The organism is Comamonas sp. 26, assembly GCF_002754475.1.
GTDB lineage: Bacteria > Pseudomonadota > Gammaproteobacteria > Burkholderiales > Burkholderiaceae_C > Comamonas.
In genome coordinates, this window is the sequence record NZ_PEFL01000001.1 from 521,169 (window position 1) to 544,392 (window position 23,224).

19 protein-coding genes are annotated in these 23,224 nt (G+C 59.8%); 16 read left to right on the forward strand and 3 right to left on the reverse strand.

Going from position 1 to position 23,224, the window contains the following annotated elements:
- The first annotated feature begins 88 nt into the window (after positions 1-88).
- The 4 genes from CLU84_RS02440 (at position 89) to CLU84_RS02455 (ending at position 3,889) form a co-directional block, all read left to right on the forward strand.
- Positions 89-562, forward strand: a complete 474-nt coding sequence (locus tag CLU84_RS02440) for a c-type cytochrome (RefSeq protein ID WP_099735776.1) — start codon at positions 89-91, stop codon at positions 560-562.
- A gap of 105 nt (positions 563-667) precedes the next feature.
- Positions 668-1,348, forward strand: coding sequence for a hypothetical protein (locus CLU84_RS02445; protein WP_233209905.1), 681 nt, complete (start codon positions 668-670; stop codon positions 1,346-1,348).
- Between the two features lie 246 nt (positions 1,349-1,594).
- The gene (locus CLU84_RS02450) at positions 1,595-3,079 is read left to right on the forward strand and encodes an amino acid permease (RefSeq protein WP_099735777.1); all 1,485 of its coding nucleotides are present in this window, start codon (positions 1,595-1,597) and stop codon (positions 3,077-3,079) included.
- 138 nt (positions 3,080-3,217) lie between these two features.
- Positions 3,218-3,889 carry a DNA-3-methyladenine glycosylase I gene (locus CLU84_RS02455; protein ID WP_099735778.1) on the forward strand — a complete coding sequence of 224 codons (672 nt, stop codon included), beginning with the start codon at positions 3,218-3,220 and terminating at the stop codon, positions 3,887-3,889.
- A gap of 12 nt (positions 3,890-3,901) precedes the next feature.
- On the opposite strand, the gene hemL is transcribed toward CLU84_RS02455, so the two are convergent.
- Both hemL and CLU84_RS02465 read right to left on the reverse strand, forming a co-directional pair.
- A complete protein-coding gene (hemL, locus tag CLU84_RS02460) occupies positions 3,902-5,206 on the reverse strand; it encodes a glutamate-1-semialdehyde 2,1-aminomutase (RefSeq protein ID WP_099735779.1) in 1,305 nt (434 codons plus the stop codon).
- The gene (locus tag CLU84_RS02465; protein ID WP_099735780.1) at positions 5,190-6,161 is read right to left on the reverse strand and encodes a bifunctional hydroxymethylpyrimidine kinase/phosphomethylpyrimidine kinase; all 972 of its coding nucleotides are present in this window, start codon (positions 6,159-6,161) and stop codon (positions 5,190-5,192) included. The genes hemL and CLU84_RS02465 overlap by 17 nt, the downstream gene beginning before the upstream one ends.
- Positions 6,162-6,276: 115 nt before the next feature.
- Between CLU84_RS02465 and CLU84_RS02470 the strand changes: the two genes are divergently transcribed.
- The 6 genes from CLU84_RS02470 to CLU84_RS02495 are packed head-to-tail and all read left to right on the forward strand — an operon-like array spanning position 6,277 to position 16,693.
- Entirely contained in the window at positions 6,277-6,429 is a 153-nt protein-coding gene (locus tag CLU84_RS02470) for a rubredoxin (protein ID WP_099735781.1), read from the forward strand.
- 50 nt (positions 6,430-6,479) lie between these two features.
- Positions 6,480-6,884 (forward strand): PleD family two-component system response regulator, encoded by a 405-nt coding sequence (locus CLU84_RS02475; protein ID WP_099735782.1) that lies wholly within the window; start codon positions 6,480-6,482, stop codon positions 6,882-6,884.
- Positions 6,884-7,246, forward strand: coding sequence for a PleD family two-component system response regulator (locus CLU84_RS02480; protein WP_099735783.1), 363 nt, complete (start codon positions 6,884-6,886; stop codon positions 7,244-7,246). The genes CLU84_RS02475 and CLU84_RS02480 overlap by 1 nt, the downstream gene beginning before the upstream one ends.
- A gap of 14 nt (positions 7,247-7,260) precedes the next feature.
- A complete protein-coding gene (locus CLU84_RS02485; RefSeq protein ID WP_099735784.1) occupies positions 7,261-7,788 on the forward strand; it encodes a chemotaxis protein CheW in 528 nt (175 codons plus the stop codon).
- 19 nt (positions 7,789-7,807) lie between these two features.
- Positions 7,808-10,051, forward strand: coding sequence for a methyl-accepting chemotaxis protein (locus tag CLU84_RS02490; protein WP_099735785.1), 2,244 nt, complete (start codon positions 7,808-7,810; stop codon positions 10,049-10,051).
- Between the two features lie 60 nt (positions 10,052-10,111).
- Positions 10,112-16,693, forward strand: coding sequence for an Hpt domain-containing protein (locus CLU84_RS02495; RefSeq protein ID WP_099735786.1), 6,582 nt, complete (start codon positions 10,112-10,114; stop codon positions 16,691-16,693).
- A 101-nt stretch (positions 16,694-16,794) separates the two neighbouring features.
- Here the strand turns inward: CLU84_RS02495 and CLU84_RS02500 are convergent, their stop codons facing one another.
- Complete coding sequence (locus tag CLU84_RS02500; RefSeq protein ID WP_099735787.1) at positions 16,795-18,285, reverse strand: deoxyribodipyrimidine photo-lyase; 1,491 nt, start codon at positions 18,283-18,285, stop codon at positions 16,795-16,797.
- A gap of 23 nt (positions 18,286-18,308) precedes the next feature.
- Between CLU84_RS02500 and CLU84_RS02505 the strand changes: the two genes are divergently transcribed.
- The 6 genes from CLU84_RS02505 (at position 18,309) to CLU84_RS02530 (ending at position 23,193) form a co-directional block, all read left to right on the forward strand.
- Positions 18,309-18,908, forward strand: a complete 600-nt coding sequence (locus CLU84_RS02505; protein ID WP_099735788.1) for a YqgE/AlgH family protein — start codon at positions 18,309-18,311, stop codon at positions 18,906-18,908.
- Complete coding sequence (ruvX, locus tag CLU84_RS02510; protein ID WP_199173675.1) at positions 18,905-19,396, forward strand: Holliday junction resolvase RuvX; 492 nt, start codon at positions 18,905-18,907, stop codon at positions 19,394-19,396. The genes CLU84_RS02505 and ruvX overlap by 4 nt, the downstream gene beginning before the upstream one ends.
- Positions 19,393-19,923 carry a bifunctional pyr operon transcriptional regulator/uracil phosphoribosyltransferase PyrR gene (gene pyrR / locus CLU84_RS02515; RefSeq protein ID WP_099735789.1) on the forward strand — a complete coding sequence of 177 codons (531 nt, stop codon included), beginning with the start codon at positions 19,393-19,395 and terminating at the stop codon, positions 19,921-19,923. Before ruvX ends, pyrR begins: the two co-directional genes overlap by 4 nt.
- Positions 19,924-19,925: 2 nt before the next feature.
- Positions 19,926-20,888, forward strand: a complete 963-nt coding sequence (locus CLU84_RS02520) for an aspartate carbamoyltransferase catalytic subunit (protein WP_099735790.1) — start codon at positions 19,926-19,928, stop codon at positions 20,886-20,888.
- 63 nt (positions 20,889-20,951) lie between these two features.
- Complete coding sequence (locus CLU84_RS02525; protein ID WP_099735791.1) at positions 20,952-22,244, forward strand: dihydroorotase; 1,293 nt, start codon at positions 20,952-20,954, stop codon at positions 22,242-22,244.
- A gap of 187 nt (positions 22,245-22,431) precedes the next feature.
- Positions 22,432-23,193, forward strand: coding sequence for a 1-acyl-sn-glycerol-3-phosphate acyltransferase (locus tag CLU84_RS02530; RefSeq protein ID WP_099735792.1), 762 nt, complete (start codon positions 22,432-22,434; stop codon positions 23,191-23,193).
- Positions 23,194-23,224: the final 31 nt, after the last annotated feature.

A 23,224-nucleotide genomic window follows, 5' to 3' on the forward strand; every position in this document is an offset into this window, starting at 1 on the left:
CTGAAGATTCGCTGACCTGTCTTCACCGCTAAAGGCAGAGTTGTATCGGCCCGCCTTTGCGGGCCGATCTACATTGAAGAATGATGCAATGACTAATCCCATAGACGACGAAGAAAACTACCCGCCGCGTCCGCGCTGGATTGGCTGGCTGATCGGACTGGTCATGCTGGCGGCAGCTTTGGGTGTGGCCAATATTGGCTGGCGCATCATGCGGGTCAGCTCGGCTGAGCAGGCGGCGGATGTGCTGGTGCAGAGCCACCCTGAGCTGGCTGCAGCCAAGAAGCTGGTCGAGCAGTCTGACTGCATGCGCTGCCATGGCTGGGACCGCAAGTTTGTGGGCCCGTCTTTTGTCTCTATCGCGCAGAAGTACAGTGCGCAGAGTGATGCGCAAAGCTATATCGCAGGCAAGATTCGCGGCGGTAGCGTGGGTGTCTGGGGCAATGTCATCATGCCGCGCCATCCGCAGATTAGCGATGAGCAGTCTTTGCAGATGGCTAGCTGGATACTGGCGGCGACTCCAGGTGCATCGTTGACGGCATCACCAGCTGAAGAAGCGAAGTAATCCGTTGATGCAAGACTGAAAAGGCCGTGGGCGTCATGCTCACGGCCTTTTTTGTCTTTGCCGTCCTATGTCAGTGATGACGCGCAATCTTTGATAATTCAGTGCATGACTCAGCCCGCGCATTCCTCTGGCAGCCAACACCATGCTGCTTACCCGCCTCTGGCCCGCAAGCAGCGGGGCTTTGTCTTCTGGGCTATCTGGGTGCTGATTGCTTCTTATGCGGTCTACCCCACGGCCAATTGGCTGGCGAGCCTGCGTGAGCAGCGTTTTGACTTCATCACACCTTGGGATGGGCTGATTCCGCTGGTGCCGGAATTCATCTTTGTCTATTTCTCGTTCTTCCCGTTTCTGGTCCTGCCTTACTGGCTGGTGCAGCAACCGGCCATTTCGATATTGGGCAAGCGTCAAGTCGCGGGCACGCTGATCTGCGGTCTGGTTTTTGTGCTGTTTCCGGCCAATCTGGCGTTCGATAGAGTGATTCCTGATGTCGAGCCGTATCGCAGCATTTTTTCTGCGATGTTCTTCGTGGACAAGCCGCACAACCTGCTGCCATCGCTGCACATCGTCTACACGGCGCTCACGGGGCTGGCCATCTGTCAGGCGCAATGGCCCAAGGGTCGGGTCTGGCTGTGTGTAGCAATTGCGCTGTGGAGTGTGGCGATCTGTGCCTCCACCATGCTGGTGCACCAGCACCATATTCTGGATGTGGTTACGGCGCTGCTGCTGGTCGCCGTGCTCTATGGCGTGATCAGGCCAGCGCCCGCTGAGTTGAAGCATCCTGCTTGAGTGCTTGCTTACTTGCAGGAGATGAGCGCCATCTTTCTTCGGCTTGCAGGCTTCGTGAAGCAAGAGCCTGGCTAATCTTTTTCGAGACTTCTCTGCAGCTGATCGCGCATAAAACATGCGGATAAGGCGGTAATGCTGCAGGGAATATGCACACACTTGGTGGAATCCCTAGTATGCATTTTTGACCAAATAAACTGGGCCACAGGTGCTGCTCCATAAGCGCTGCACAGAGCCCAAGGGATATGCATGCAGTGGCTGAAAACCAAAACCATTGAACAGGCTCTGGCTGATTCGGAAGAGCCGGGTCGCCAGTTACAGCGCACGCTGGGTGTTTTTGATCTGATGATTCTGGGCCTGGCGGTTGCCGTCGGCGCCGGCATCTTCTCGGTGGGCGCACGTGCTGCGGGTAGCTTTGCCGGGCCGGCGGTGATCTTCTCCTTCATTCTGGCGGCCGCTACCTGCGCGCTGGCCATCATGTGCTATGCGGAGTTTGCCTCCACCGTACCCGTCACCGGCAGTGCCTACACCTATACCTATCTCACTCTGGGCGAGGGGTTGGCGTGGATCATCGGCTGGAATCTGCTGCTGGAGATGATCTCGGCCGCTGCCGTGCTGGCCAAGTACTGGGGCATTTACCTGTCTGCCGTGTTCTCCACGGCGGGGCTGGATATTGCGCAGACCATCCAAATTGGCGGCTTCTCGCTCAACTGGGGGCCGTTCTTCATCGTGGCGGTGTTCACCGCCTTGCTGATTGCGGGCACGCAGGTGTCGGCCAAGGTGAACAATGTGTTCACCGTCATCAAACTGCTCATTACTGTGTTTGTGATCGTGGTCGGCTTCACTTATATGAACACCGAGAACTTCGCGCCCTTTGTGCCAGCTTCGCAGCCGCCCGTCGTGGCGCATGGCGTGACGGGTGACCTGTGGGGTCAGCCCATGCTGGCCTGGCTGTTTGGCGCAGCGCCCAGTCAGTATGGCTGGCTGGGTGTGGTATCGGGAGCATCGCTGGTGTTCTTTGCCTTTCTGGGTTTTGACGTGGTCGCCACATCGGCCGAAGAAGTCAAAGACCCGCAACGCACCTTGCCACGCGGCATTCTGGGCGGGCTGGCCCTGGTCACGGCGCTCTACATCCTGGTCACGCTGGCGCTGACCGGCATGGTTCCCTATACCGAACTGGCCAAGGCCGAGAATCCATCGCTGGCCACCGCCTTCATCGCCGTGGGTGCAGGCTGGGCGGCGCAGGTCATCTCGGTCGGCGTGCTGATTGGCATGACGACCGTGGTCATGGTATTGCTCATGGGCAGCTCCCGTGTGCTGCTGGCCCTGTGTCGTGATGGTCTGCTGCCCCGCAGCTGGGGCGTGACATCGGCCGCGCGCAAAACCCCTGTGCGCCTGCAACTGATCGTGGGCGCCGTGGTGGCCGTGCTGGCGGGCTTTACCAAGGTGGAGCTGCTCGAAGAGATGATCAACATCGGCACGCTGTCTGCCTTTGTGATGGTCAGCATTGGCGTGCTGGTGCTGCGCAAAAAGCGCCCGCAAGCGACGGGCGGATACCGGGTTCCCTTTGTGCCCGTGCTGCCCGTGCTCTCGGCCCTGCTGTGCACCTACCTGATGCTGAACCTGACCACGCTGACCTGGGTGCGCTTTCTGGGCTGGATGGCACTGGGCGTGGTCATCTACATGGTGTACGGCATGCGCTACTCGCGTCTGGCGCAAGCCAATAAAAAGTGAGCTGGTAGCGCTTGATATTTATAGATTTCAACAGTTTTTATGACCGAGGCTTAATGAAATAAGGCGCAAGCAGCTATCAAATTAAAAGCCCTGCAGTGCATTCGCTGCAGGGCTTTTGCATTGGTTAGAGTGCTAAGCATGAGCACTGAATCCACTGACATCGCAACTCCCCGAGTTCCCACCAGCCCCGCCGAAGACGGCCAGCACCGCTGCACCTGGTGCCTGGCTACGCCCGACTATGTGCACTATCACGATCATGAGTGGGGCTTCCCGGTCGATAGCGACCAGCGCCTGTTTGAAAAGCTCTGTCTGGAAGGCTTTCAGTCCGGCCTGAGCTGGTACACGATCCTGAAAAAACGCGAGCACTTTCGCGCTGCGTTTGCGGGGTTTGATTTCTACCAAGTTGCCCAGTTTGGCGATGCCGATGTGCAGCGCCTGCTGCAGGACGCAGGCATCGTGCGCCACCGCGGCAAGATCGAAGCAGCGATTAACAATGCCCAGCGCGCGATCGAGATGGTGGCGCAAGAAGGCTCGCTGGCTGCCTTCTTTTGGCGCTATGTACCGGCCAAGCCATCGATGGGAACGGATATTCAGGCTCAGACCGCTGAGTCACAAGCCATGTCGAAAGAGCTGAAAAAGCGCGGCTGGAAGTTTGTCGGCCCCACCACCATGTACGCGCTGATGCAGGCCATGGGCTTGGTCAACGACCATGCGCCGGGCTGCGTGACCCGCGCCAAGGTGGAGCAGGCGCGCATGGCTTTCCAGTTGCCTAAATCAAAAACGCCCCGGCGATGCGGGGCGTTTGGGTAGAGGTGACAGGGATTACAGCGTCCTGAAAACTTCCTTGGCAGCTTCAATAGTGCGGTCGATATCGCCTTCGGTATGGGCTGCGCTCACAAAGCCCGCTTCATACAGCGCAGGCGCGAAGTAGTGACCGCGCTCCAGCATGCCGTGGAAGAACTTGTTGAAGACCTTGCCGTCGGTCTTCATGACCTGCGCGTAGTCCGTGGGCAGCTCGGGCAGGAAGTAAAAACCGAATAGGCCGCCTTGCCAGTCCACGCTGAAATGAATGCCAGCGGCATTGGCTTCGGACTTCAGGCCTTGCATCAGATGGCCGGTCTTGAGGTGCAGATCGGCGTGGAAGCCGGGGCGGCTGATAAGTTCCAGCGTCTTCAAGCCGCAAGCCGTGGCAATGGGGTTGCCCGACAGCGTACCGGCCTGGTAGACAGGGCCCAGCGGTGAGAGCTTTTCCATAATCTCGCGGCGCGCGCCGAAAGCAGCCATGGGCATGCCGCCGCCAATGACCTTGCCCATCACGGTGATGTCGGGGGCAAAGCCGGGGATGTCTTTGGCGTACAGGCTCTGGGCGCTGCCCAAGGCAACGCGGAACCCGGTCATGACTTCGTCATAGACCATCAGCGCGCCGTGCTCCTTGGTCAGCTCGCGGATGCGGCGGGTAAACTCCACGCTAGCGCGCACAAAGTTCATGTTGCCAGCGATGGGCTCCATGATCACGCAGGCGACTTCGTGGCCAATCTTGGCAAAGGCTTCTTCCAGGTGGGCCACATCGTTGTATTCCAGCACGATGGTGTCTTTGGCCACATCGGCAGGCACGCCAGCTGAGGACGAGGCACCAAAGGTCGCCAGGCCCGAGCCGGCCTTGACCAGCAGCGAATCCGCATGGCCGTGGTAGCAGCCGTTGAACTTGATGATTTTGTTGCGACCGGTGTAGCCACGGGCCAGGCGCAGCGCGCTCATGCCGGCTTCGGTGCCGGAGCTGACCATGCGCACCATGTCCATGCTGGGCATGAGTTCACGAATCTTCTCGGCCAGCACCACTTCGCGCTCGGTGGGGGCGCCAAAGCTGAAGCCTTCGAGCACGGCCGCTTGTACCGTCTCTATCACTTCGGGGTGGCCGTGGCCCAGGATCATGGGGCCCCAGCTGCCGATGTAGTCGGTGAATTGCTGCTCGTTCTGGTCCCAGAAGTAAGCACCTTGAGCGCGCTTCACAAAGCGGGGTGTACCACCCACGGCGGCAAAGGCGCGCACGGGCGAGTTGACGCCGCCGGGGATCACACCCTTGGCGCGTTCAAACAATGCAATGTTCAAGTCAGTGTTTTGTGTCATGAGAGGGGATCACAAAGCCTTCGATCGGCTTTGTCTCTGGTTCATCATCAGGGGTTTCTTCGTCTTCTGGCTCGTCTTCGGACTCTTCGTCCTCGGTGGGCTGGGCCCAGAAAAGACGGTCAGGCAGGTAGTGGCCCATGCCGGGCCTAAAGCCTGCATCCAGACTGTGGTCCAGGTATTCCAGCGCTTCCAGCGTTGCGACGCCCAAGTCGTTGCCGGTTGCCAGCAAGGCCGTAATGGCAGCTGAAAGCGTATCACCTGCACCTGTGAACGTAGCGTCAAACATCTCGTACTTGCTGTTGCCCAATACGGTCTGGGCAGTGGTCAGTACGTTGTCCACAAACTGGTCTGGCAAGGGGATGCCCGTAACCAAAACATAGGGTACTTCCAGCGCTTCGGCCGCCATGGCAATGTCGCGCGCCGTGGGCGAGCGGCTTTGCTCCCAGTCAGGCAGCAGCCAGCGCCACAGGGTGTTGTGGTTTCCAACCAACACCGAGGTTTGAGGCAGGACAAGCTCCTTGAACGCGTCCAGGTACTGATCCTGCTTGTCGTCCTCCCACCAGGACAGGTCCGGCATGTAACTGATGATGGGGATGTTGGGGTAGTCAGAAGAGATTGCGGCAATCGCGGCCAAGTTGGCGGGCGAGCCTGCAAACCCGACCTTGATGGCGGCGACAGCGATGTCTTCCAGCACCATGCGGGCCTGCTCGGTCACCGCCTCATCATCGAGCGAGAAGTGCTCATGAATGCGGGCAGTGTCTCTGACGTAAGCACCGCAGGCGACAGGCAGGGCGTGGCCACCAACCGAGGATATGGTGGCGATGTCAGCCGACAGTCCGCTGGCTCCACTTGGGTCGCTGCTGTTGAAAGACAGCACGCAAATGGGAGCGGATTCTGTCGCTTCTTCCTGGCTGGTGCGGCGAGGGGGAGTGGTGGAGATGGGGTTCAATGCCATGGCGCACCCCAGTTTGCACCCGGGAATGCAAGGGTGGGAGCCGGGGTTGTGACTAGATACAATCGTTGCATTCTATGTGAAGCCCCTATAAGCTGTGACTGACCCTAAAACTTGGATGTGTTTGACCTGTGGCTGGCTCTATGAGGAAGCTCTTGGCTGCCCGGAGCACGGAATTGCCCCCGAGACCCGCTGGGAGGATGTGCCCATGAACTGGACATGCCCGGAGTGCGGTGCACGAAAAGAAGATTTTGAAATGGTGGAAATCTGAGTGAGCAAAAGACTCAATCCATCGACGACCGAATTGGGAGGAATTTCACTGTGACAGCATCTAGTGCGCCTTTGCGCGTCCTGGTGGTGGATGACAGCAACACCATCCGCCGCAGCGCTGAAATTTTCCTCAAGCAAGGCGGCTACGAAGTTCTTCTGGCTGATGATGGCTTTGATGCCCTCTCTAAGGTCAACGACTATCAGCCTCAACTCATCTTTTGCGACATTCTGATGCCCAAGCTCGATGGCTATCAGACCTGCGCCATCATCAAGCGCAATGCGCGCTTTGCCAGCACACCCGTCGTCATGCTGTCTTCCAAAGACGGTGTCTTTGACAAGGCGCGTGGCCGCATGGTGGGTTGCCAAGACTATCTGACCAAACCGTTTACTAAAGATCAATTGCTGCAAGCTGTACAACAATACGGGCTGCAGGCAGCAGATGTGGGAGCTGCGTAATGACAATTCAAAAAGTTCTGGTCATCGACGATTCAAAAACAGAGCTGATGGCTCTGACGGACATCCTGCAAAAACAGGGTATGCATGTGCGTACAGCTGAAAATGGTGAAGACGCCATGAAGCGCTTGGCCGAAGACAAGCCTGATCTGATCCTGATGGATGTGGTCATGCCCGGTCAAAACGGTTTTCAGCTGACTCGCGCCATCTCGCGTGATCCGCTGTATGCCGACGTGCCCATCATCATGTGCACCAGCAAGAATCAGGAAACTGACCGCGTCTGGGGTATGCGACAAGGCGCACGAGGCTACATCACCAAGCCGGTGGATGCAGCCGAGTTGCAGGCCAAGATCGCAGCGCTGTAAAGGTTGCGCTGCTTATGGCGAACCGCGAAGCCCTCCGAGACCTCCAATCCCGACTGGCCGGGCGCCTGCAAGCAGCGCGCAATGAAGGCATAAGTGTTGCCGCCTGGTTGGCTGTACAAACCGGCGGGCGGGACTATTTGCTACCGCTTAATCAAGCGGGCGAAATTTTCCCCTGGGCAGGCGTTCAGCCTGTTCCTTACACGCAAACCTGGTTTCTCGGCATCGCCAATTTGCGCGGTGCTTTGATGGGCGTTGTCGATCTGGCCCAGCTGCTGGGCCATGGAAGTGCCCGCAATGAGCAGGAATTGATGGACTGCAGCTTGCTGGCCTTCAACCCTGCGCTGGAAGTGAATGCCGCCTTGCTGGCTGATCGTCTGCTGGGGCTGCGCGCCGCAGATGCGTTTTCCAGAACCGAGCCTGCGCCTGAGCGCTCCCCGAGTTTCTTCGGTGCCGTGCATATTGATGCGAGCGGCCGCCGCTGGCAGGAGCTGAAATTGCAGCACCTGTCTCAAACTGCTAAATTTTTGAGCATTCGTGCTTGAGGTTTCTGGATACAGCTCTATGTCCTTCGCACAAAAAATAAATCAAATGTTTCGACGCAAGCCCGTTGCGGATGCTCTCCATGCGGATAGCAGCATGATGGCGGACACCGTCGTACAGGATATGTATGACGGCGCGCTCAACAGCGTGCAAGGTGCTCCTTCCATCATCGGAATAGACGAGATGGGGCGCGAAGATGAACGGGTGAGCTTGCCGATTCTTGGCACCGCGACGGTGGCCAAGCATCAGCGCACCTTGTTTACCTTGCTGGGCGGCTCGGTTCTGGTGCTGGTGGTCACTGCTGCATGGATGCTGCGTGACGCCAGCAACTCCAACCAGCAACTCGCTGCAACAGGCCAGGCCCTGATGCAGTCGCAGCGACTGGCCAAGTCGGTTTCCATGGCTATGACCGGTTCAGCGCCGGCTTTTGCAGACGTCAAGGACAGCGCTGGTGTTCTGGCACGCAACGTGCGCGCTCTGGCGGCTGGTGACTCTGAACTGGGCGTGAATGCGCTGAGCAGCGGCCTGCAAGATGAAGTCAGCGACATCAGCACGCTGATGGAACGTGCAGAAAAAAGTGCCAGCCTGATTCTGGGGCAGCAAAAAACACTGACTCAGGTTGGCGATGCGCTGCGTACCATTAACCGTCAGTCTTCTGACTTGCTGGAAACCGCAGAAACCATTTCATCGCTGAAGCTGCAGCAAGGTGCCGGCGCGGCGGAAATCTCTGCTGCCGGTCAGCTGGTGATGTTGACTCAGCGTATTGCCAAGTCGGCCAACGAATTCCAGACGCTGGAAGGCGTGAGCCCCGAGGCGGTGTTCTTGCTGGGCAAGGACTTGAACTCTTTCAAGGAAATCTCTGAAGGTCTGCTCAACGGTAGCACCGAGTTGGGTCTGAGCGCCTCGCGCGACCCGCAGGTACGTGAGCAACTGCAGACACTGATCAAGCAGTACGACGACACACGCACTCAGGCCAGCGCTATTCTGGGCAACCTGCAAGGTCTGGTGTCGGCCCGTGAAGCGCAGAGCAGCATCAACAATGACAGCGAACCACTGCGCCAGCAGCTGGAGAAACTGCAGTCTGATTTACAAGGCCTGGGCGGCTCCAGCATGCTGCAGTTGGTGGTGCTGGCTCTGGCTCTTTTGACGGCGGTGTTGAGTGGCGTCGGTATTTCTCGCGTGCAACTGCTGGACAGCCGCGCACGTCAGAAGGAAGCCGAAAGCCACCAGGTAGACGCCCGCTTGCAGGAGCAAGAAGCCAAGCGCATCAACGATGCCAATCAGGCTGCCATTCTGCGTTTGATGAACGAATTGCAATCCGTCGCTGAAGGTGACTTGACGCAGGAAGCGACCGTGACCGAAGATATCACCGGCGCGATTGCCGACTCGGTGAACTACACGGTAGAAGAGCTGCGTGCGCTGGTGGGCTCGGTACAGAATACCGTCACCCGAGTGGCTCAGACGACCGAGCAGGTGGACATGACGTCGACTGAGCTGCTGGCCGCATCGAACGAGCAATTGCACGAAATTCGCGAAACAGGCAAGTCCATTCTGGACATGGCTGGCCGTATTAACAATGTATCGGCACAGGCACAGGAGTCGGCACTGGTGGCCCGTCAATCGCTGCAAGCCGCTGATTCGGGTCTGAAGGCTGTGCAGAACGCCATCGGCGGTATGAACTCCATTCGTGACCAGATTCAGGATACCTCCAAGCGAATCAAACGTCTGGGTGAATCGTCGCAGGAGATTGGAGAAATTACAGAGCTGATTTCGGACATTACCGAACAGACCAACGTGCTGGCGCTGAACGCAGCTATTCAGGCCGCGTCTGCTGGTGAAGCCGGTCGTGGCTTCTCGGTGGTGGCGGAAGAAGTGCAGCGCCTGGCGGAGCGTTCCGCCGATGCGACCCGTCAGATTGCAGCGCTGGTGAAAGCCATTCAGACCGATACACAGGACGCAGTGGCCGCTATGGAGCGCTCTACACAGGGTGTGGTTGAAGGGGCTCGCCTGTCAGACTCTGCGGGTACCGCACTGTCTGAAATTGATAGCGTGTCGCGCCGACTGGCCGAGCTGATTGAGCATATTTCTAATTCCACTTCGCGTGAAGCCATCATGGCCAACGGCGTGGCAGAAAACATTCAGCACATTTTTGCGGTGACCGAGCAGACCGGTGAAGGTACTCGTACAACAGCCCAGCAGGTGCGCGAGCTCTCTCACATGGCTGAAGAATTGCGTCAGTCTGTTTCTCGGTTCAAGATTGCCTGATTTGACTGGCTCTCCCTCTTATAAAAATGCACGACCCCCAGAGGGTTAAGGAACTAGAGCATGTCAGTGGTTGACGACTCGCCAACACGTGCAGCCATGCCTGCACCCGCGGAACAGGATCTGGGTCCATTGGCCTGGGTGCTCGATGAGGTGCGAAAGTCGCTTGAGGCTGCGACCAAGGCTGTAAGTCGTTTCATGCGTGATGCAGATGCGGCCCGTTTGTCTGATCTGGAAGAGTTGGATACATCGGCGCTGCGCATTGCACGCCAGCAGTTGCACCAGGCTTGCGGTGCACTGGAGATGGTGGGCGTCACAGCCCCGGCGCAGGTGATGCGCAGCATGGAAGCGGTGGTTAACCGCTTCGTGCAGCGCCCCGAATATTGCACACAGGAAGCGGCCAGCACGCTGGAGCGCACGCATTTTGCGTTAATGGAATTTTTGGAGGCGGTGCTTGCAGGTCAGCAAGTCTCTGCCGTTGCTTTGTTCCCTCAGTACCGTGAAACACAGGTCCTGGCGGGTAATGACAAGTCTCATCCTGCTGATTTGTGGCCTGCTGAGCGCCGAGCCCGCGAGCCGCGCTGGACTGGCCCTGTGCCCGAGCCGCTGGCCTATGGCCCGCATGCCCGTGCCATGCTCGATGGCGTGGTGCTGCGCATGGTCAAGAGTGATGACCGTGAAGCCGCTGCCCAGATGCGCGAGCTGTGCCTGCGCTTTGCCGCAGCTCTGCCCGATGATGTGGCAGCGCGCAGTTTCTGGAAGATTGTGGCAGCCTTCTTTGAAGGGCTGGCGCGCGGCCTGATTACTGCTGATATCTACGTAAAGCGCATGGCTTCACGTGTGCTCATGCAGTATGCATCCATGGCCAAGGGCGACAGCTTGCCGCCAGCGCGTTTGCTGCAAGACTTGATGTTCTTTTGTGCGCAGGCCAAGCCCCGCGAGCAGGCCGGTGAGTCTTTGCAGGCCGTGCATGAAGCATATGCGATGGAGTACATGCCACTGGTGGATTACAACGTGGCCCGTTTCGGCCGCTTTGATCCATCGGTGCTGGTGCAGGCCCGCAAGCGCATTGCGGCGGCGGCGGAAACCTGGTCGGCCCTAGCTGGAGGTGACCGCAGCAAGATTAAATCCATGGCCGAGCAATTCGGCCATGTGTCTGAATCGCTGGTCAAACTGCAGCCGGCCAGCCATGGCCTGGCGCGTGCACTGATTCGCGTGGCGGACACGGTGGACAGCGTTGGAGCGCCGCCACCTGCCGAGCTGGCCATGGAAGTGGCAACGGCTGTGCTGTATCTGCAAGCCAGCTTTATGACGGCTGGCCAAAACGAAGAAGTGCAGTCTGCCCAGTCCAGCGTGCTCGTGCATCGTCTTGATGCTGCGTTGAATGGTGCCGTGCCTGAGCCGCTTGAAGTCTGGATGGAAGAGCTTTATCGCCAGGCGAGCGACCAGCAAACCATGGGATCTGTGGTGGGCGAGTTGCGCTTGACCTTGGGCGAGGCTGAAAAGCAGCTAGACATGTTCTTCCGCAATCCTGCAGATACCTCTGTGCTGGGTCCAGTGCCCGGTCAGATGTCGCAGATGCGTGGCGTTTTGTCGGTTCTGGGCTTTGACCAGGCAGCGACTGCCATGCAGCGCATGCGCGAGACCGTTGAGCACCTGATGCTTGGCGAGTTGAGCATGGAAAGCTACCCCCAGGTTTTTGAAAAACTGGGTAGCAGTCTGGGTGCCATGGGCTTCCTTATCGACATGCTTAGCTACCAGCGCAATATGGCGCGCAAGCTGTTTGTCTACGATGAGGAAAAGGACGAGCTGCGCATCGTCATGGGCCATAGCCGCAGCCGTGGCCCAGAGGCTTTCCGCCCCACGGTGGACATCCCTACTGATATTGCTCAGGTTCCTGACTTCAAGCCAGTGCAACCAGTCGTTGCTGCGCCATTTGCAGCTCCTTTCAAACCTGCGGCTGCTGAAGTGGCTCAGGCCGCTTCGCTGCATGCTGGCGCTCAGCCATCCGTAGCTGCACCTCCGCCACCGGCTGAGGTGACGCAGGCTCCTGTGTCTGCCGTGGCCGATCCTGAGTTGTTGATTTCTCCTGAAGTTCACCAGCCTGCCGTGCATCAGGCAGCTGCAGAGCAGGAATCGAGTATTGAGGAAGAGTCCTCGCCGTGGGCTGTGACAGAACCGGGCGCTCTGCCCGAGTTCACCATGACGGCTGCATCTGCTGGGCTGGACATGACTCCTGTGGGTTCTGATGCTCTGGCCGATGCCATGGCTCAGGTATTCAAGGAGATGCAGACAGCCAAGCCTTCTGAGGCTTCAGACGCTGAACTGGCCCATGGCCTGAATTTCGCTGCTGATTTCAGTGCCTTGGCGGAACCGGTACCTGTGTCTGCCGCTTCCGTTGCTGCGCCTGTCCCTGCACCCGTGGCTCAGGCCGTAGAGCTGAGCGCAGAGGAGTTGGATGGCGATGATGAGTTGCTGTCCATCTTCCTGGAAGAGGCCCGCGAAGTCGTCGACAACGGCCTGAATGCTTTGAAGGTTCTGGGTTATGAACCAGAGAACCTGAGCGAGCAGACCACACTGCGCCGTGCTTTCCACACGCTCAAGGGTAGCTCCCGTATGGTCGGGCTTGATGAGTTTGGTGAAGCGGGCTGGTCTATGGAGCAGATGCTCAATGCCTGGCTGGCTGAGCAGCAACCCATGCCCGCGCCCATGCAGCTTCTGGCGCAAGACTCGCTCAAGGCCTTTGCGGCCTGGGCGCAGGATATTGAAAACCGCCAGGCCGAAAATTGGTCGGCCACGCCATTCCGCGCTGCGGCAGATGCTATGCGTCTGCAAGGCACGCGCGTCGATATCGCTCTGGTGCCGCGTCGTGGCAAGCGTGCTGAACTGGCCGATCCAGTGCCCAACACGCCGGCTCTGGTGATGCCTGAGCTCGACTTTCCTGATGACGAATTGACTCCGGTTGCTCAAGCAGAGTCGTTGGTTGAGCCTGAAGAGGCCGCTGCCGACTTTGCCATACTGGAGCTGGATATTCCCGATGACCTGCTGGAGCAGGTTGATGCATCGGCCGTAGCCGCAGAAGCATCGTCTGCAACCCCTGCTGAAGAAGTGCAGGAGCTGGACTTTGCGGCGTTTGAAGCGGCCATGCGTGAAAGTGAGCAGGCTGCAATTGAAGTGCAGGCCGTTGCCGAGCCTGAGCATCAAGTGGCCGAAGAGCCACAGGCTGAATTGCCTGAGGCGGCTGAGCCAGAAACGGCTGCTGCAGAGCTGGATGCGATCGAAGACTTGCTTGATGCCGCAGCTGAAGCAGCTGAGCCTGAGGTCGTCAAGCCCACTGAGTCAGAAGCGGCGGAACCAGAAGCCGCTGCATCAGAGCCTGTTGCGCAAGATGGCTCTGACGCCGAAGAGGAAGAGGGTTACCGCAATATTGATGGCTTGCGCATCAGCGCGCCGCTCTATAGCGTCTACCTCAACGAGGCCGATGATTGGTCCGAGCGTCTGGGGGATGTGCTCCAGCAGTGGTCGCAAGAGCCTGCGGAGCCTGTCCCTGATGACGTGATTGCACTGGCACATTCGCTGGCGGGTAGCTCCGGTACCGTGGGCTTCAAGGCCTTGTCGGAACTGGCGCGCCTGCTGGAGCATGCGCTGCTGCACCTGCAGTCTCAGGGCTTTGCCAGCGGGCTGCAGATTCAGCAATGTGTGACTGCTTCGGATGAAGTGCGCCGCTTGCTGCATCAGTTCGCGGCAGGTTTCCTCAAAGAGACCGTGCCTGGGGTTGAAGATGGGCTGCGTGAAGTTCTCAGCTCGACCATTGATGCCAGCGCTGCGCCTGCTTCGGCATACGATGAGTTGCCCGATCTGGATGATGTCGAGTGGCCAGTTGCTGAAGTGCTGCAGCCAGCCGCAGACCTCAAGGATTTGCCGCTGGACTTTGCTGCCGAGCAAGTGCTGGATGCTCAGGCATTGCTCTCCAGCGATGCACTGACGGAGACATTGGCGGATGCATTGATCGCTGAACAGGCGGTTGAGAGTCCTGATGTCGATGCCCCAACCGCAGACCCACTGCTGGATGTGGTGCCGGATGCAGCTACTCAGGCCCCTTATTCCATGGTGCCCGCCGCTGGCAGCGTGGAGCATGAAGCTGAGCTGCAGCGCCGCATTGATGAAGCCATTGCACTGGCCGTGCATGCGGGCGACGATGAAGACGACATTGATGTGCTGGATCAGGTTGACCCCGATCTGTTCCCCATCTTTGAAGAAGAAGCTATCGACCTGCTGCCGAGACTGGGCGCTGCGCTGCGTCGCTGGCATGGCCGCCCCACGCAGGATGAGGCGCGCAACGAGGTCTTGCGTGCTCTGCACACCATCAAGGGCAGTGCCCGTCTGGCCGGTGCCATGCGCATGGGCGAGATGGCTCATCGTCTGGAGTCTGCCGTTGAACGCATTGACCATGAACGCCCCTCCGCCGAAGCCATTGAGCCATTGCTGGGCAGCTTTGATGCCTTGCAAGCCAGCTTTGATGTGCTGCGCATGGCGGGTGAGCAAGAGCCTGAACTGCCGCTGGACCCGCTGGAAGACAAGCTGGCCCAAGCGCCACTGCACCTGAGTGCTAGCGAGGCTGAAAGCGAAAAAATTGAGGTTGTTGCGGCAGAGTCTGCTGAAGCACCCGCTGCGATTCAGATGCCTGCGCCCGTGGTGCCGCGCGCTTCGTCGCAACAGACGGTGCGGGTGCGTGCCCAGTTGCTGGACCGTCTGATTTCTCAGACCGGCGAAGTGCTGATTGCCCGCTCGCGTGTTGATGCACGCCTGATGCAGGCTCGCTCGGCGCTCAATGACCTGACCGGTAACCTGGAGCGTCTGCGTACCCAGTTGCGTGACATTGAAGTGCAGGCCGAGAGCCAGATGCAGTCGCGCCTGGCTCTGTCCAAGGACACGGCGGCTGGCTTTGACCCGCTGGAGTTTGACCGCTTCACCCGCGTGCAGGAATTGACCCGCATGATGGCCGAGTCGGTGAACGACGTGGCCACCGTGCAGCGCAATCTGCAGCGCGATCTGGCCGTGGCCGAAGATGATCTGGTGGCTCAGGGCCGCCAGGCACGTGATCTGCAGCGCGATCTGCTGCGCACGCGCATGGTGGAGTTCGACTCATTTGCCGAACGTCTGTACGCCGTGGTGCGCCAGACCTCCAAGGAGATGGGCAAGCAGGTTCGCCTGAACATTTTGGGCGGCACCATCGAAATGGACCGCGGCATGCTGGAACGCATGATGCCGGCCTTTGAGCACTTGCTGCGTAACTGCGTGGCGCATGGCATCGAGTCCCCCGAACTGCGCCAGGAAATGGGCAAGCCCGCCATCGGCACCATCGAGATCGTGCTGAGCCATGAGCGCAATGACGTTGCGCTGTCTGTGGAAGACGACGGCGCTGGTTTGAATCTGGAGCGCATTCGTGCCAAGGCCATCAGCCTCAAACTGTGGACGGATGACCGCCACATGACGCTGGAGGACGCTGGCCGTCTGATCTTTGAGCCGGGCTTCAGCACAGCCACTGAAGTGACAGGCGTAGCCGGTCGCGGCATTGGTATGGACGTGGTGCGTTCTGAAGTGAATGCGCTGGGCGGCCGTATCGAAACCCATACCGAACCCGGTCGTGGCAGCGCCTTCCGTTTGGTATTGCCGCTGACGACGGCGGTGACACAAGTGGTCATGCTGCGCATGGGCTCTGTGTCCATGGGCGTGCCTGCCAACCTGATTGAAATCGTGCGCCGCGTGCCGGTCGATGCGCTGGAAGAAAGCTATCGCAATAACGAGTTCCACGATGGCACCGAAGTCATGCCCTTTTACTGGGCTGGCGCGCTGTGGCAGACCTCGCTGCACAGCGATGAAAACCTGGGTCGTACCCGTCCCGTGGTGATTGCCCGCAGCGCCTCGCAGCGCGTGGCTTTGCACGTGGATGAAGTGCTGGGCAACCAGGAAGTGGTGATCAAGAATCTGGGACCACAGCTTTCGCGTCTGCCTGGCTTGACGGGTATGTCCGTGCTGCCCTCGGGTTCTGTGGTGCAAATCTACAACCCGGTGGCGCTGGCCAACGTGTACGGCGACAGCGTGCGCGCCATGCTGGCCAAGGCCGAGCTGGATGCCGCTGAAGGCGGACTGCTGGCCAAGGCCGCAGGTGCGGGTTTGCTGGGTGCTGAAGCGGGTCAGATTACGGTGCCGCTGGTGCTGGTGGTGGATGACTCCATCACCGTGCGCCGCGTGACCCAGCGTCTGCTGCAGCGCGAAGGCTACCGCGTCACGCTGGCGGCTGATGGTCTGCAAGCCATTGAACGCCTGCAGGAAGAGCGCCCGACGCTGGTACTGTCGGACATCGAAATGCCGCGCATGGATGGCTTTGACCTGCTGCGCAATATTCGTGCAGACCAGAAACTTGAAGGCATGCCCGTGGTCATGATCACTTCGCGTATTGCCCAGAAGCATCGCGAGATGGCCCGTGAGTTGGGTGCCAACCACTATCTGGGCAAGCCTTACTCTGATGAAGAGCTGCTGGGCCTGATTCAGCATTACGCCTTGAAGCTTAGCGGCCCCGCACCTGAGCGCAACCCGCTCAGCGGCCCTGGGCTTGATGCCTCTGGAGCAGCTGCCGAATAAGCACTGCTACCAAAATAAAAGCGGCTTTCGCCGGTCTTGATTGGGTTTCGGGTTAAAAGTGACCTGAAACCTTTTAAAGACAAGCGCAAGCCGCTTCTTTTTTAGCTGTCCTTTTTCAAGATGCCGTAGCGTGCCAGTGTCTTCTCGCGCGCCACGGCGTGATCGACGATGGGGTAAGGGTAGCTGCTGCCTAACGTGATGCCTGCTTCAAGCAGGTCCAGCGGCTTGGCCAGCCAGGGCGCGTGGCGCAGCTTGGCCGGCAGTTGCGCCACCTCGGGCACATAGCGGGCAATGAATTTGCCGTCCGCATCAAATTTCTCGCTCTGCGTGATGGGGTTGAAGATGCGAAACCAGGGCTGGGCATCGCAGCCTGTTGAGGCTGCCCATTGCCAGCCGCCGTTGTTGGCTGCCAGATCAAAGTCGTTGAGCTTCTCGGCAAAGTAAGCCTCACCCCGACGCCAGTCGATTCCCAGGTCTTTGACCAGAAAGCTCGCCACCACCATGCGCAGCCGGTTGTGCATATAGCCGCTGGTGTTGATCTGGCGCATGGCGGCATCGACCAGAGGGTAGCCGGTGCGGCCCTCGCACCATGCGGCGAAGAGTGCATCGGCTTCGGCACCCGTGTCCCATTCGATCACGTCATAGGCAGGCTTGAAGCTGCGTTCAATGACATGGGGGTGGTGGGCCAGAATCTGAAAGTAAAAGTCGCGCCAGATCAGCTCGCTGAGCCAGGTGGCTGCGCCTTCACGGCCTGCATCAGACCAGTCGCCGTTATGCGCGGCTTCATGGGCAAGGCGAGCCAGCTCGCGAATCGATACGGTGCCAAAGCGCAGGTGTACGCTGAGGTAGCTGGGGCCTTTGAGCGCCGGAAAATCCCGCGCCGCTTTGTACTGCGGCAGGCGCGGCAGAAAGTCGGCCAGCAACTGGCGCGCGCCGCTTTCGCCTGTGGGCAGGCGCAGGCCTTGCAGAGTGTCGGGCGCAAAGCCCAGCTCGACTGCGGTTGATGTGCTTTGGCGGTCGGCTTCATGCCGGTCGGCCAGCTTGGCTGGCAGGTCGCGCTCGCTGGGGTAGCTGGAGAGGTAAAACGGCGTTACTTTTTTGAGCCAGGCGTTTTTGTAGGGCGTGAAGACCGAAAACGGCGACAGGCTCTGGGTCAGCACCTCGTCGCGCGCAAAAATGCGGTGGTCTTTGCTGCGCAGCAGCACGCGGCCATCAGCCTTGAGACTGCGGGCCACCTGCGCATCGCGCGCCAGAGCGGCAGGTTCGTCATCGTCATTGCAGAAGACGGCGCCAGCCCCCAGCTGGCTGGCCAGCGCCGGAATGATCTCTTGCGGCAGGCCGTGTCGGGTGATGAGGCCTGCTTGCGGGCGGCCTGCGGCGTGGCGAATGGCTTCGTCCAGCTCGGCTACGCTCTGGCAGATGAACTCTACCCGGCGGTCGGCGTGAGGCAGGGCGGTGAGGATGCTTTCATCGAAAACAAAGACGCAATACAGCGTTTTGCATTGCTGCGCAGCATGGTAGAGGGCGGCGTTATCGCTCAGACGCAGGTCGCGTCGGAACCATATCAAGCCCACAGGGTAAAAAGGAGTCATGGATCGCCATTAAAATCGCAGTTATGTCTGCAGAATCTGCGCCTATCAACTTGACTCACCACTTCCTGATTGCCATGCCGGGTCTGGAAGATGAGTCGTTTTCGCGCAGCGTTGTGTACCTGTGCGAGCATAGCGAGCGTGGCGCGCTCGGTCTCATTATCAACAAGCCCTCCAAGCTGAGCCTGCAAGGCCTGCTACAAAAAGTGGACTTGGGTCTCAAGCGTGAAGATTTGCGCGAAGAGCAGGTCTTTACCGGCGGCCCGGTGCAGACCGATCGCGGTTTTGTGCTGCACGAGCCCATGGTGATCGAAGGCGCACCAGAGAACGAATCGGCCTATGCTTCGACCATGACCATCCCCGGCGGTCTGGAGATGACCACATCCAAGGATGTGCTCGAAGCCCTGTCCGATGGTGCCGGCCCCAAGCGCGTGCTGGTCACGCTGGGTTATTCATCCTGGGATGAAGGCCAGCTCGAATCCGAAATTGGCGAAAACGCCTGGCTGACCGTAGAAGCTGACCCCGACGTGATCTTCAGCACCCCTGTTGATGAACGCTATGACCGTGCGCTGGGCCTGCTGGGCCTGCAGCGCTGGATGTTGTCTCCCGAATCGGGTCGCGCATGAACGATATTTCCTCTTCCAACAAGGCCGCCGATGCGGCCTTTTCCTCGGCCAGCGATCAGCCGGCCTCTGCACCCCTGCCGCAAAAGCCCGAGGTGCCTGCGCATTTCCAGCAGTTTCTGTGTTTTGACTTCGGTACAAAGCGCACGGGCTGTGCATCGGGCAACCGCGTTCTGGGCGGCGCCAACCCGCTGCCCACCATCAAGGCTGAAGCTGCCGAGGCTCGATTGGTGGCCGTGGACAAGCTGGTCCGCGAGTGGCAGCCCAATGCGCTGGTGATTGGCGTGCCCTATCACCCCGATGGCGCGGCGCACGAGAACACGGCGCGTGCCCTGAAATTTGGACGCCAGCTCAGAAGCCGCTTCAAGCTGCCGGTGTATGAGGTGGACGAACGCTACAGCACGACCGAAGCCCTGGCAGGAGGCGCACGCGACGCCGATGCCGCTTCGGCCTGCATCATTCTTGAACAGTTTTTGAGGAGTCTCCCATGAGTGAAACCATTGCAGGAAACCAACCGGGACAAGGCAGCCTGATTCTGGATGCCGAAGCCCTGTATAGCGAGCTGCTGCGCGGCGTGCAGCGCATCATGGGGCCCAACACCCGTCTGGCGGGCATCACTTCGGGCGGTGCATGGCTGGTCGAGCGTCTGCACAAGGACTTGAACCTTGCGGGCAAGCCCAGCGTGCTGTCGTCTTCGCTGCACCGCGACGACTTTGCCCAGCGCGGCATGGCCTCCAGCGCGCAGACTCAGATTGATTTTGACGTCAACGGCGCGGATGTACTGATTCTGGATGACGTGCTCTACACCGGCCGTACGGTGCGCGCAGTCATCAACGAACTCTATGACTACGGCCGCCCCGCTTGCGTGCGTCTGGCCGTTCTGGTGGACCGTGGCGGGCGCGAATTGCCCTTCCAGGCCGACTTTGCCGCAGCCCGCGTGGTGCTGCCGGCGGACCGCTCTTTAGCGCTGGCGCGCGACGAGGCCGGTGTTTTCCACTTCCGCATTCAAGAGGCCTGATCGTGCTGTACAAGCGCAACCCCCAACTCAACAAGAATGGCGAGCTGATTCACCTGCTCTCCACCGAAGGCCTGTCCAAGGACATCCTGACCCAGATTCTCGACACGGCCGGCAACTTCGTCAGCGTCAACGACCGCGAAGTCAAGAAAGTGCCGTTGCTGCGCGGCAAGAGCGTGTTCAACTTGTTCTTCGAGAACAGCACCCGCACCCGCACCACGTTTGAAATTGCGGCCAAGCGCTTGAGCGCAGACGTGTTCAATCTGGACATCGCCCGCAGCTCGGCCAGTAAGGGCGAGACCTTGCTGGACACCATCGACAACCTCTCGGCCATGGCCGCTGACATCTTTGTCGTGCGCCACAGCGAATCGGGTGCGCCTTATCTCATCGCCAAGCATGTGGCGCCCCATGTCCACGTGGTCAACGCCGGTGACGGCCGCCACGCACACCCCACGCAGGGTTTGCTGGACATGTACACCATCCGTCACTACAAGAAGGATTTCTCCAACCTTCGCGTGGCGATCGTGGGCGACGTGCTGCATTCGCGTGTGGCGCGTTCCGACATTCACGCCCTGACCACGCTGGGCGCTGCCGAAGTGCGCGTGGTCGGCCCCCGCACACTGGTCCCCTCCGACATGGCCAGCATGGGCGTGCGCGTCTTCCACAACCTGGAAGAGGGCATCAAGGACTGCGACGTCATCATCATGCTGCGCCTGCAGAACGAACGCATGAGCGGTGCATTGCTGCCATCGAGCCAGGAATACTTCAAGAGCTTCGGCCTTACCGAAAAGCGCCTGGAACTGGCCAAGCCCGATGCCATCGTCATGCACCCCGGCCCCATCAACCGCGGCGTGGAGATCGACTCCGCCGTGGTGGACGGCCCGCAGGCCGTGATTCTGTCGCAAGTCACCTTTGGTATTGCCGTTCGCATGGCCGTGATGTCCATCGTTGCTGGCAACGAGGCCTGATCCTGTTTTTATAGCTGCCAGCGCTTTATTGATAAGCGCTAGCAGTCAATTTGGTGCCAAACCATGAAAATTCTGATTCGCAATGGCCGGGTGATGGACCCGGCAAGCGGTTTCGACCAGCAGGCCGATATCGCCATCGACGGCAACAAAATTGCAGCCATCGGCTCCGCACCCGATGGTTTTGTGGCCGAGCGTGAAATCGATGCCAAGGGCTGCTGGGTGCTGCCCGGCCTGGTCGACTTGGCCGTGCGCTTGCGCGAGCCTGGCCACGAGCACGAAGGCATGCTGCAGTCCGAAATGGCCGCTGCCGCTGCCGGTGGCGTTACTAGCCTGGTTTGCCTGCCCGATACCGACCCCGTGCTCGACGAGCAAGGTCTGGTCGAAATGCTCAAGTTCCGTGCCGAGAAGCAGCACAAGTCCCGCCTGTTCCCCATGGGCGCGCTAACGGTGGGACTCAAGGGCGAGACGCTGACCGAAATGGCCGAGCTGACCGAGTCCGGCTGCGTGGCATTTGGTCAGGCGGATGTGCCGCTGCCCAATATCCAGACGCTGCAACGCGCCATGTCGTACGCCAACACCTTTGGCTACGCTGTGTGGCTACGCCCACAAGACAAGGATCTGGGCAAGGGCGTGGCGGCCAGCGGCGCTCTGGCGACCCGCATGGGCCTATCTGGCGTGCCCGTGGCGGCAGAGACGATTGCACTGCACACCATTTTTGAGCTGATTCGCGGCTCGCAAACCCGCGTTCACCTGTGCCGTCTGGCCAGCGCCGCCGGTGTGGAGCTGGTGCGCCGCGCCAAGGCCGAGGGCCTGAATGTCACGGCCGACGTGTCCATCAATTCGCTGCTGCTGACCGAAACCGATATCGGCTTCTTCGACAGCAGCGCCCGCCTGACCCCACCGCTGCGCCAGCAGCGCGACCGCGACGCGTTGAGTGCTGCGCTGGCCGACGGCACGATTGATGCGCTGGTGTCTGACCACACTCCTGTGGATGAAGACGCCAAGGTCCTGCCTTTTGCCGAAGCCGAACCCGGTGCCACCGGTGTGGAGCTGCTGCTGTCTATCGCCGTGAAGTGGAGCCGCGAGCACAACGTGCCTCTGAACCGCGCGCTGGCCGCCATCACGACCTCTCCTGTGGCGGTGCTGGGCAGCGCTCTGGGCGAGCAGCAATCGCAGCTGGGCCAGCTGAGCGTGGGCGGCGTTGCCGACCTGTGCATTGTGAACCCTGATGCGGAGTGGACTGTTGAGCCCAAAGCTTTGGCCAGCCAAGGCAAGAGCACGCCGTTTACCGGCTACGAGCTGCCTGCGCGCGTGGTAACGACTATCGTTGATGGCGCTGTCGCCTATCAACGATAGGCTCCCCATGAGCGGCTTTGCCGCTTCCCCCTCTCTCGATGCATTGCATCGGGAGGGGGACGACACCCTCGGTGCGCGGCGGCGCTTCCTCGGTGTCTCTGACTTTGCATTGCGCCAGTCTTAGGCACTTGCCGGTATCAAGTTGGTGCAACTTGTGCGGGGCGAGTCGCTACACTCTTTGAGAATCATGGCAAACGGCTTGCACAAAATCAAAACCAGCCTGCGCGCTGTGTGGCGCTGCATGCGACTGCTGGCCCATGTGGGCAAGGGCGCATGGGTTGTGGCGTTCCGCTTTCCTCAGTTGCATCATCTGCAGCAGCATGAGCTGGTGCAGGCCTGGGCTGCAGCCCTGCTGGTTCGCGCAGGCGTGCAGCTGGAGGTCAAAGGCCGGCCGCCCGCTAAAGGCCCGGTGCTCATGGTCAGCAACCATATCTCCTGGCTTGATATTCCGCTGCTGCATGCAGCGCGCCATTGCCGCTTCATCTCCAAGTCTGATGTGAAGGGCTGGCCCATCATTGGCACGCTGGCCACGGCGGCCGGCACCCTCTACATCCAGCGCAGCTCGCGCCGCGATGCCATGCGCATGATCACCGCCATGGCCGATGCTTTCAAGCGTGGCGAAATCCTGGCCGTCTTTCCTGAAGGCACCACGGGCGACGGTCGCAGCCTGCTCTCGTTTCACTCCAACCTGCTTGAGGCCGCTGTGCAATGCGATGCGCCAGTGCAGCCAGTGGGCCTGCGCTTTGTGGATGGCAAGACGGGTGAAACCAGCTACGCCGCGACCTATGTGGGCGATGAAACCCTGCTCGGCTCCATCTGGCGCGTGCTCAGCGCGGACCATCTGCAAGCCGTGGTGCATTACGGTGAGCTGCAAAGCGCAGACGGCCGTGATCGCCGCAGCTGGGCCAAGGATTTGCATGCTGAGGTTGATCGGCTGCGCAAGAGTTGAGAGCTGTTTCCAAGAAAAAACGCAGCCCAGG

Coding starts and splice junctions, on each gene's coding strand:
- CLU84_RS02495 (WP_099735786.1), top strand. CDS start 10,112: ATGTCAGTGGTTGACGACTCGCCAACACGTGCAGCCATGCCTGCACCC.
- CLU84_RS02480 (WP_099735783.1), top strand. CDS start 6,884: ATGACAATTCAAAAAGTTCTGGTCATCGACGATTCAAAAACAGAGCTG.
- CLU84_RS02470 (WP_099735781.1), top strand. CDS start 6,277: ATGTGTTTGACCTGTGGCTGGCTCTATGAGGAAGCTCTTGGCTGCCCG.
- CLU84_RS02465 (WP_099735780.1), bottom strand. CDS start 6,161: ATGGCATTGAACCCCATCTCCACCACTCCCCCTCGCCGCACCAGCCAG.
- CLU84_RS02530 (WP_099735792.1), top strand. CDS start 22,432: ATGGCAAACGGCTTGCACAAAATCAAAACCAGCCTGCGCGCTGTGTGG.
- pyrR (WP_099735789.1), top strand. CDS start 19,393: ATGAGTGAAACCATTGCAGGAAACCAACCGGGACAAGGCAGCCTGATT.
- ruvX (WP_199173675.1), top strand. CDS start 18,905: ATGAACGATATTTCCTCTTCCAACAAGGCCGCCGATGCGGCCTTTTCC.
- CLU84_RS02445 (WP_233209905.1), top strand. CDS start 668: ATGACTCAGCCCGCGCATTCCTCTGGCAGCCAACACCATGCTGCTTAC.
- CLU84_RS02455 (WP_099735778.1), top strand. CDS start 3,218: ATGAGCACTGAATCCACTGACATCGCAACTCCCCGAGTTCCCACCAGC.
- CLU84_RS02450 (WP_099735777.1), top strand. CDS start 1,595: ATGCAGTGGCTGAAAACCAAAACCATTGAACAGGCTCTGGCTGATTCG.
- CLU84_RS02485 (WP_099735784.1), top strand. CDS start 7,261: ATGGCGAACCGCGAAGCCCTCCGAGACCTCCAATCCCGACTGGCCGGG.
- CLU84_RS02525 (WP_099735791.1), top strand. CDS start 20,952: ATGAAAATTCTGATTCGCAATGGCCGGGTGATGGACCCGGCAAGCGGT.
- CLU84_RS02505 (WP_099735788.1), top strand. CDS start 18,309: ATGTCTGCAGAATCTGCGCCTATCAACTTGACTCACCACTTCCTGATT.
- hemL (WP_099735779.1), bottom strand. CDS start 5,206: ATGACACAAAACACTGACTTGAACATTGCATTGTTTGAACGCGCCAAG.
- CLU84_RS02490 (WP_099735785.1), top strand. CDS start 7,808: ATGTCCTTCGCACAAAAAATAAATCAAATGTTTCGACGCAAGCCCGTT.
- CLU84_RS02500 (WP_099735787.1), bottom strand. CDS start 18,285: ATGACTCCTTTTTACCCTGTGGGCTTGATATGGTTCCGACGCGACCTG.
- CLU84_RS02440 (WP_099735776.1), top strand. CDS start 89: ATGACTAATCCCATAGACGACGAAGAAAACTACCCGCCGCGTCCGCGC.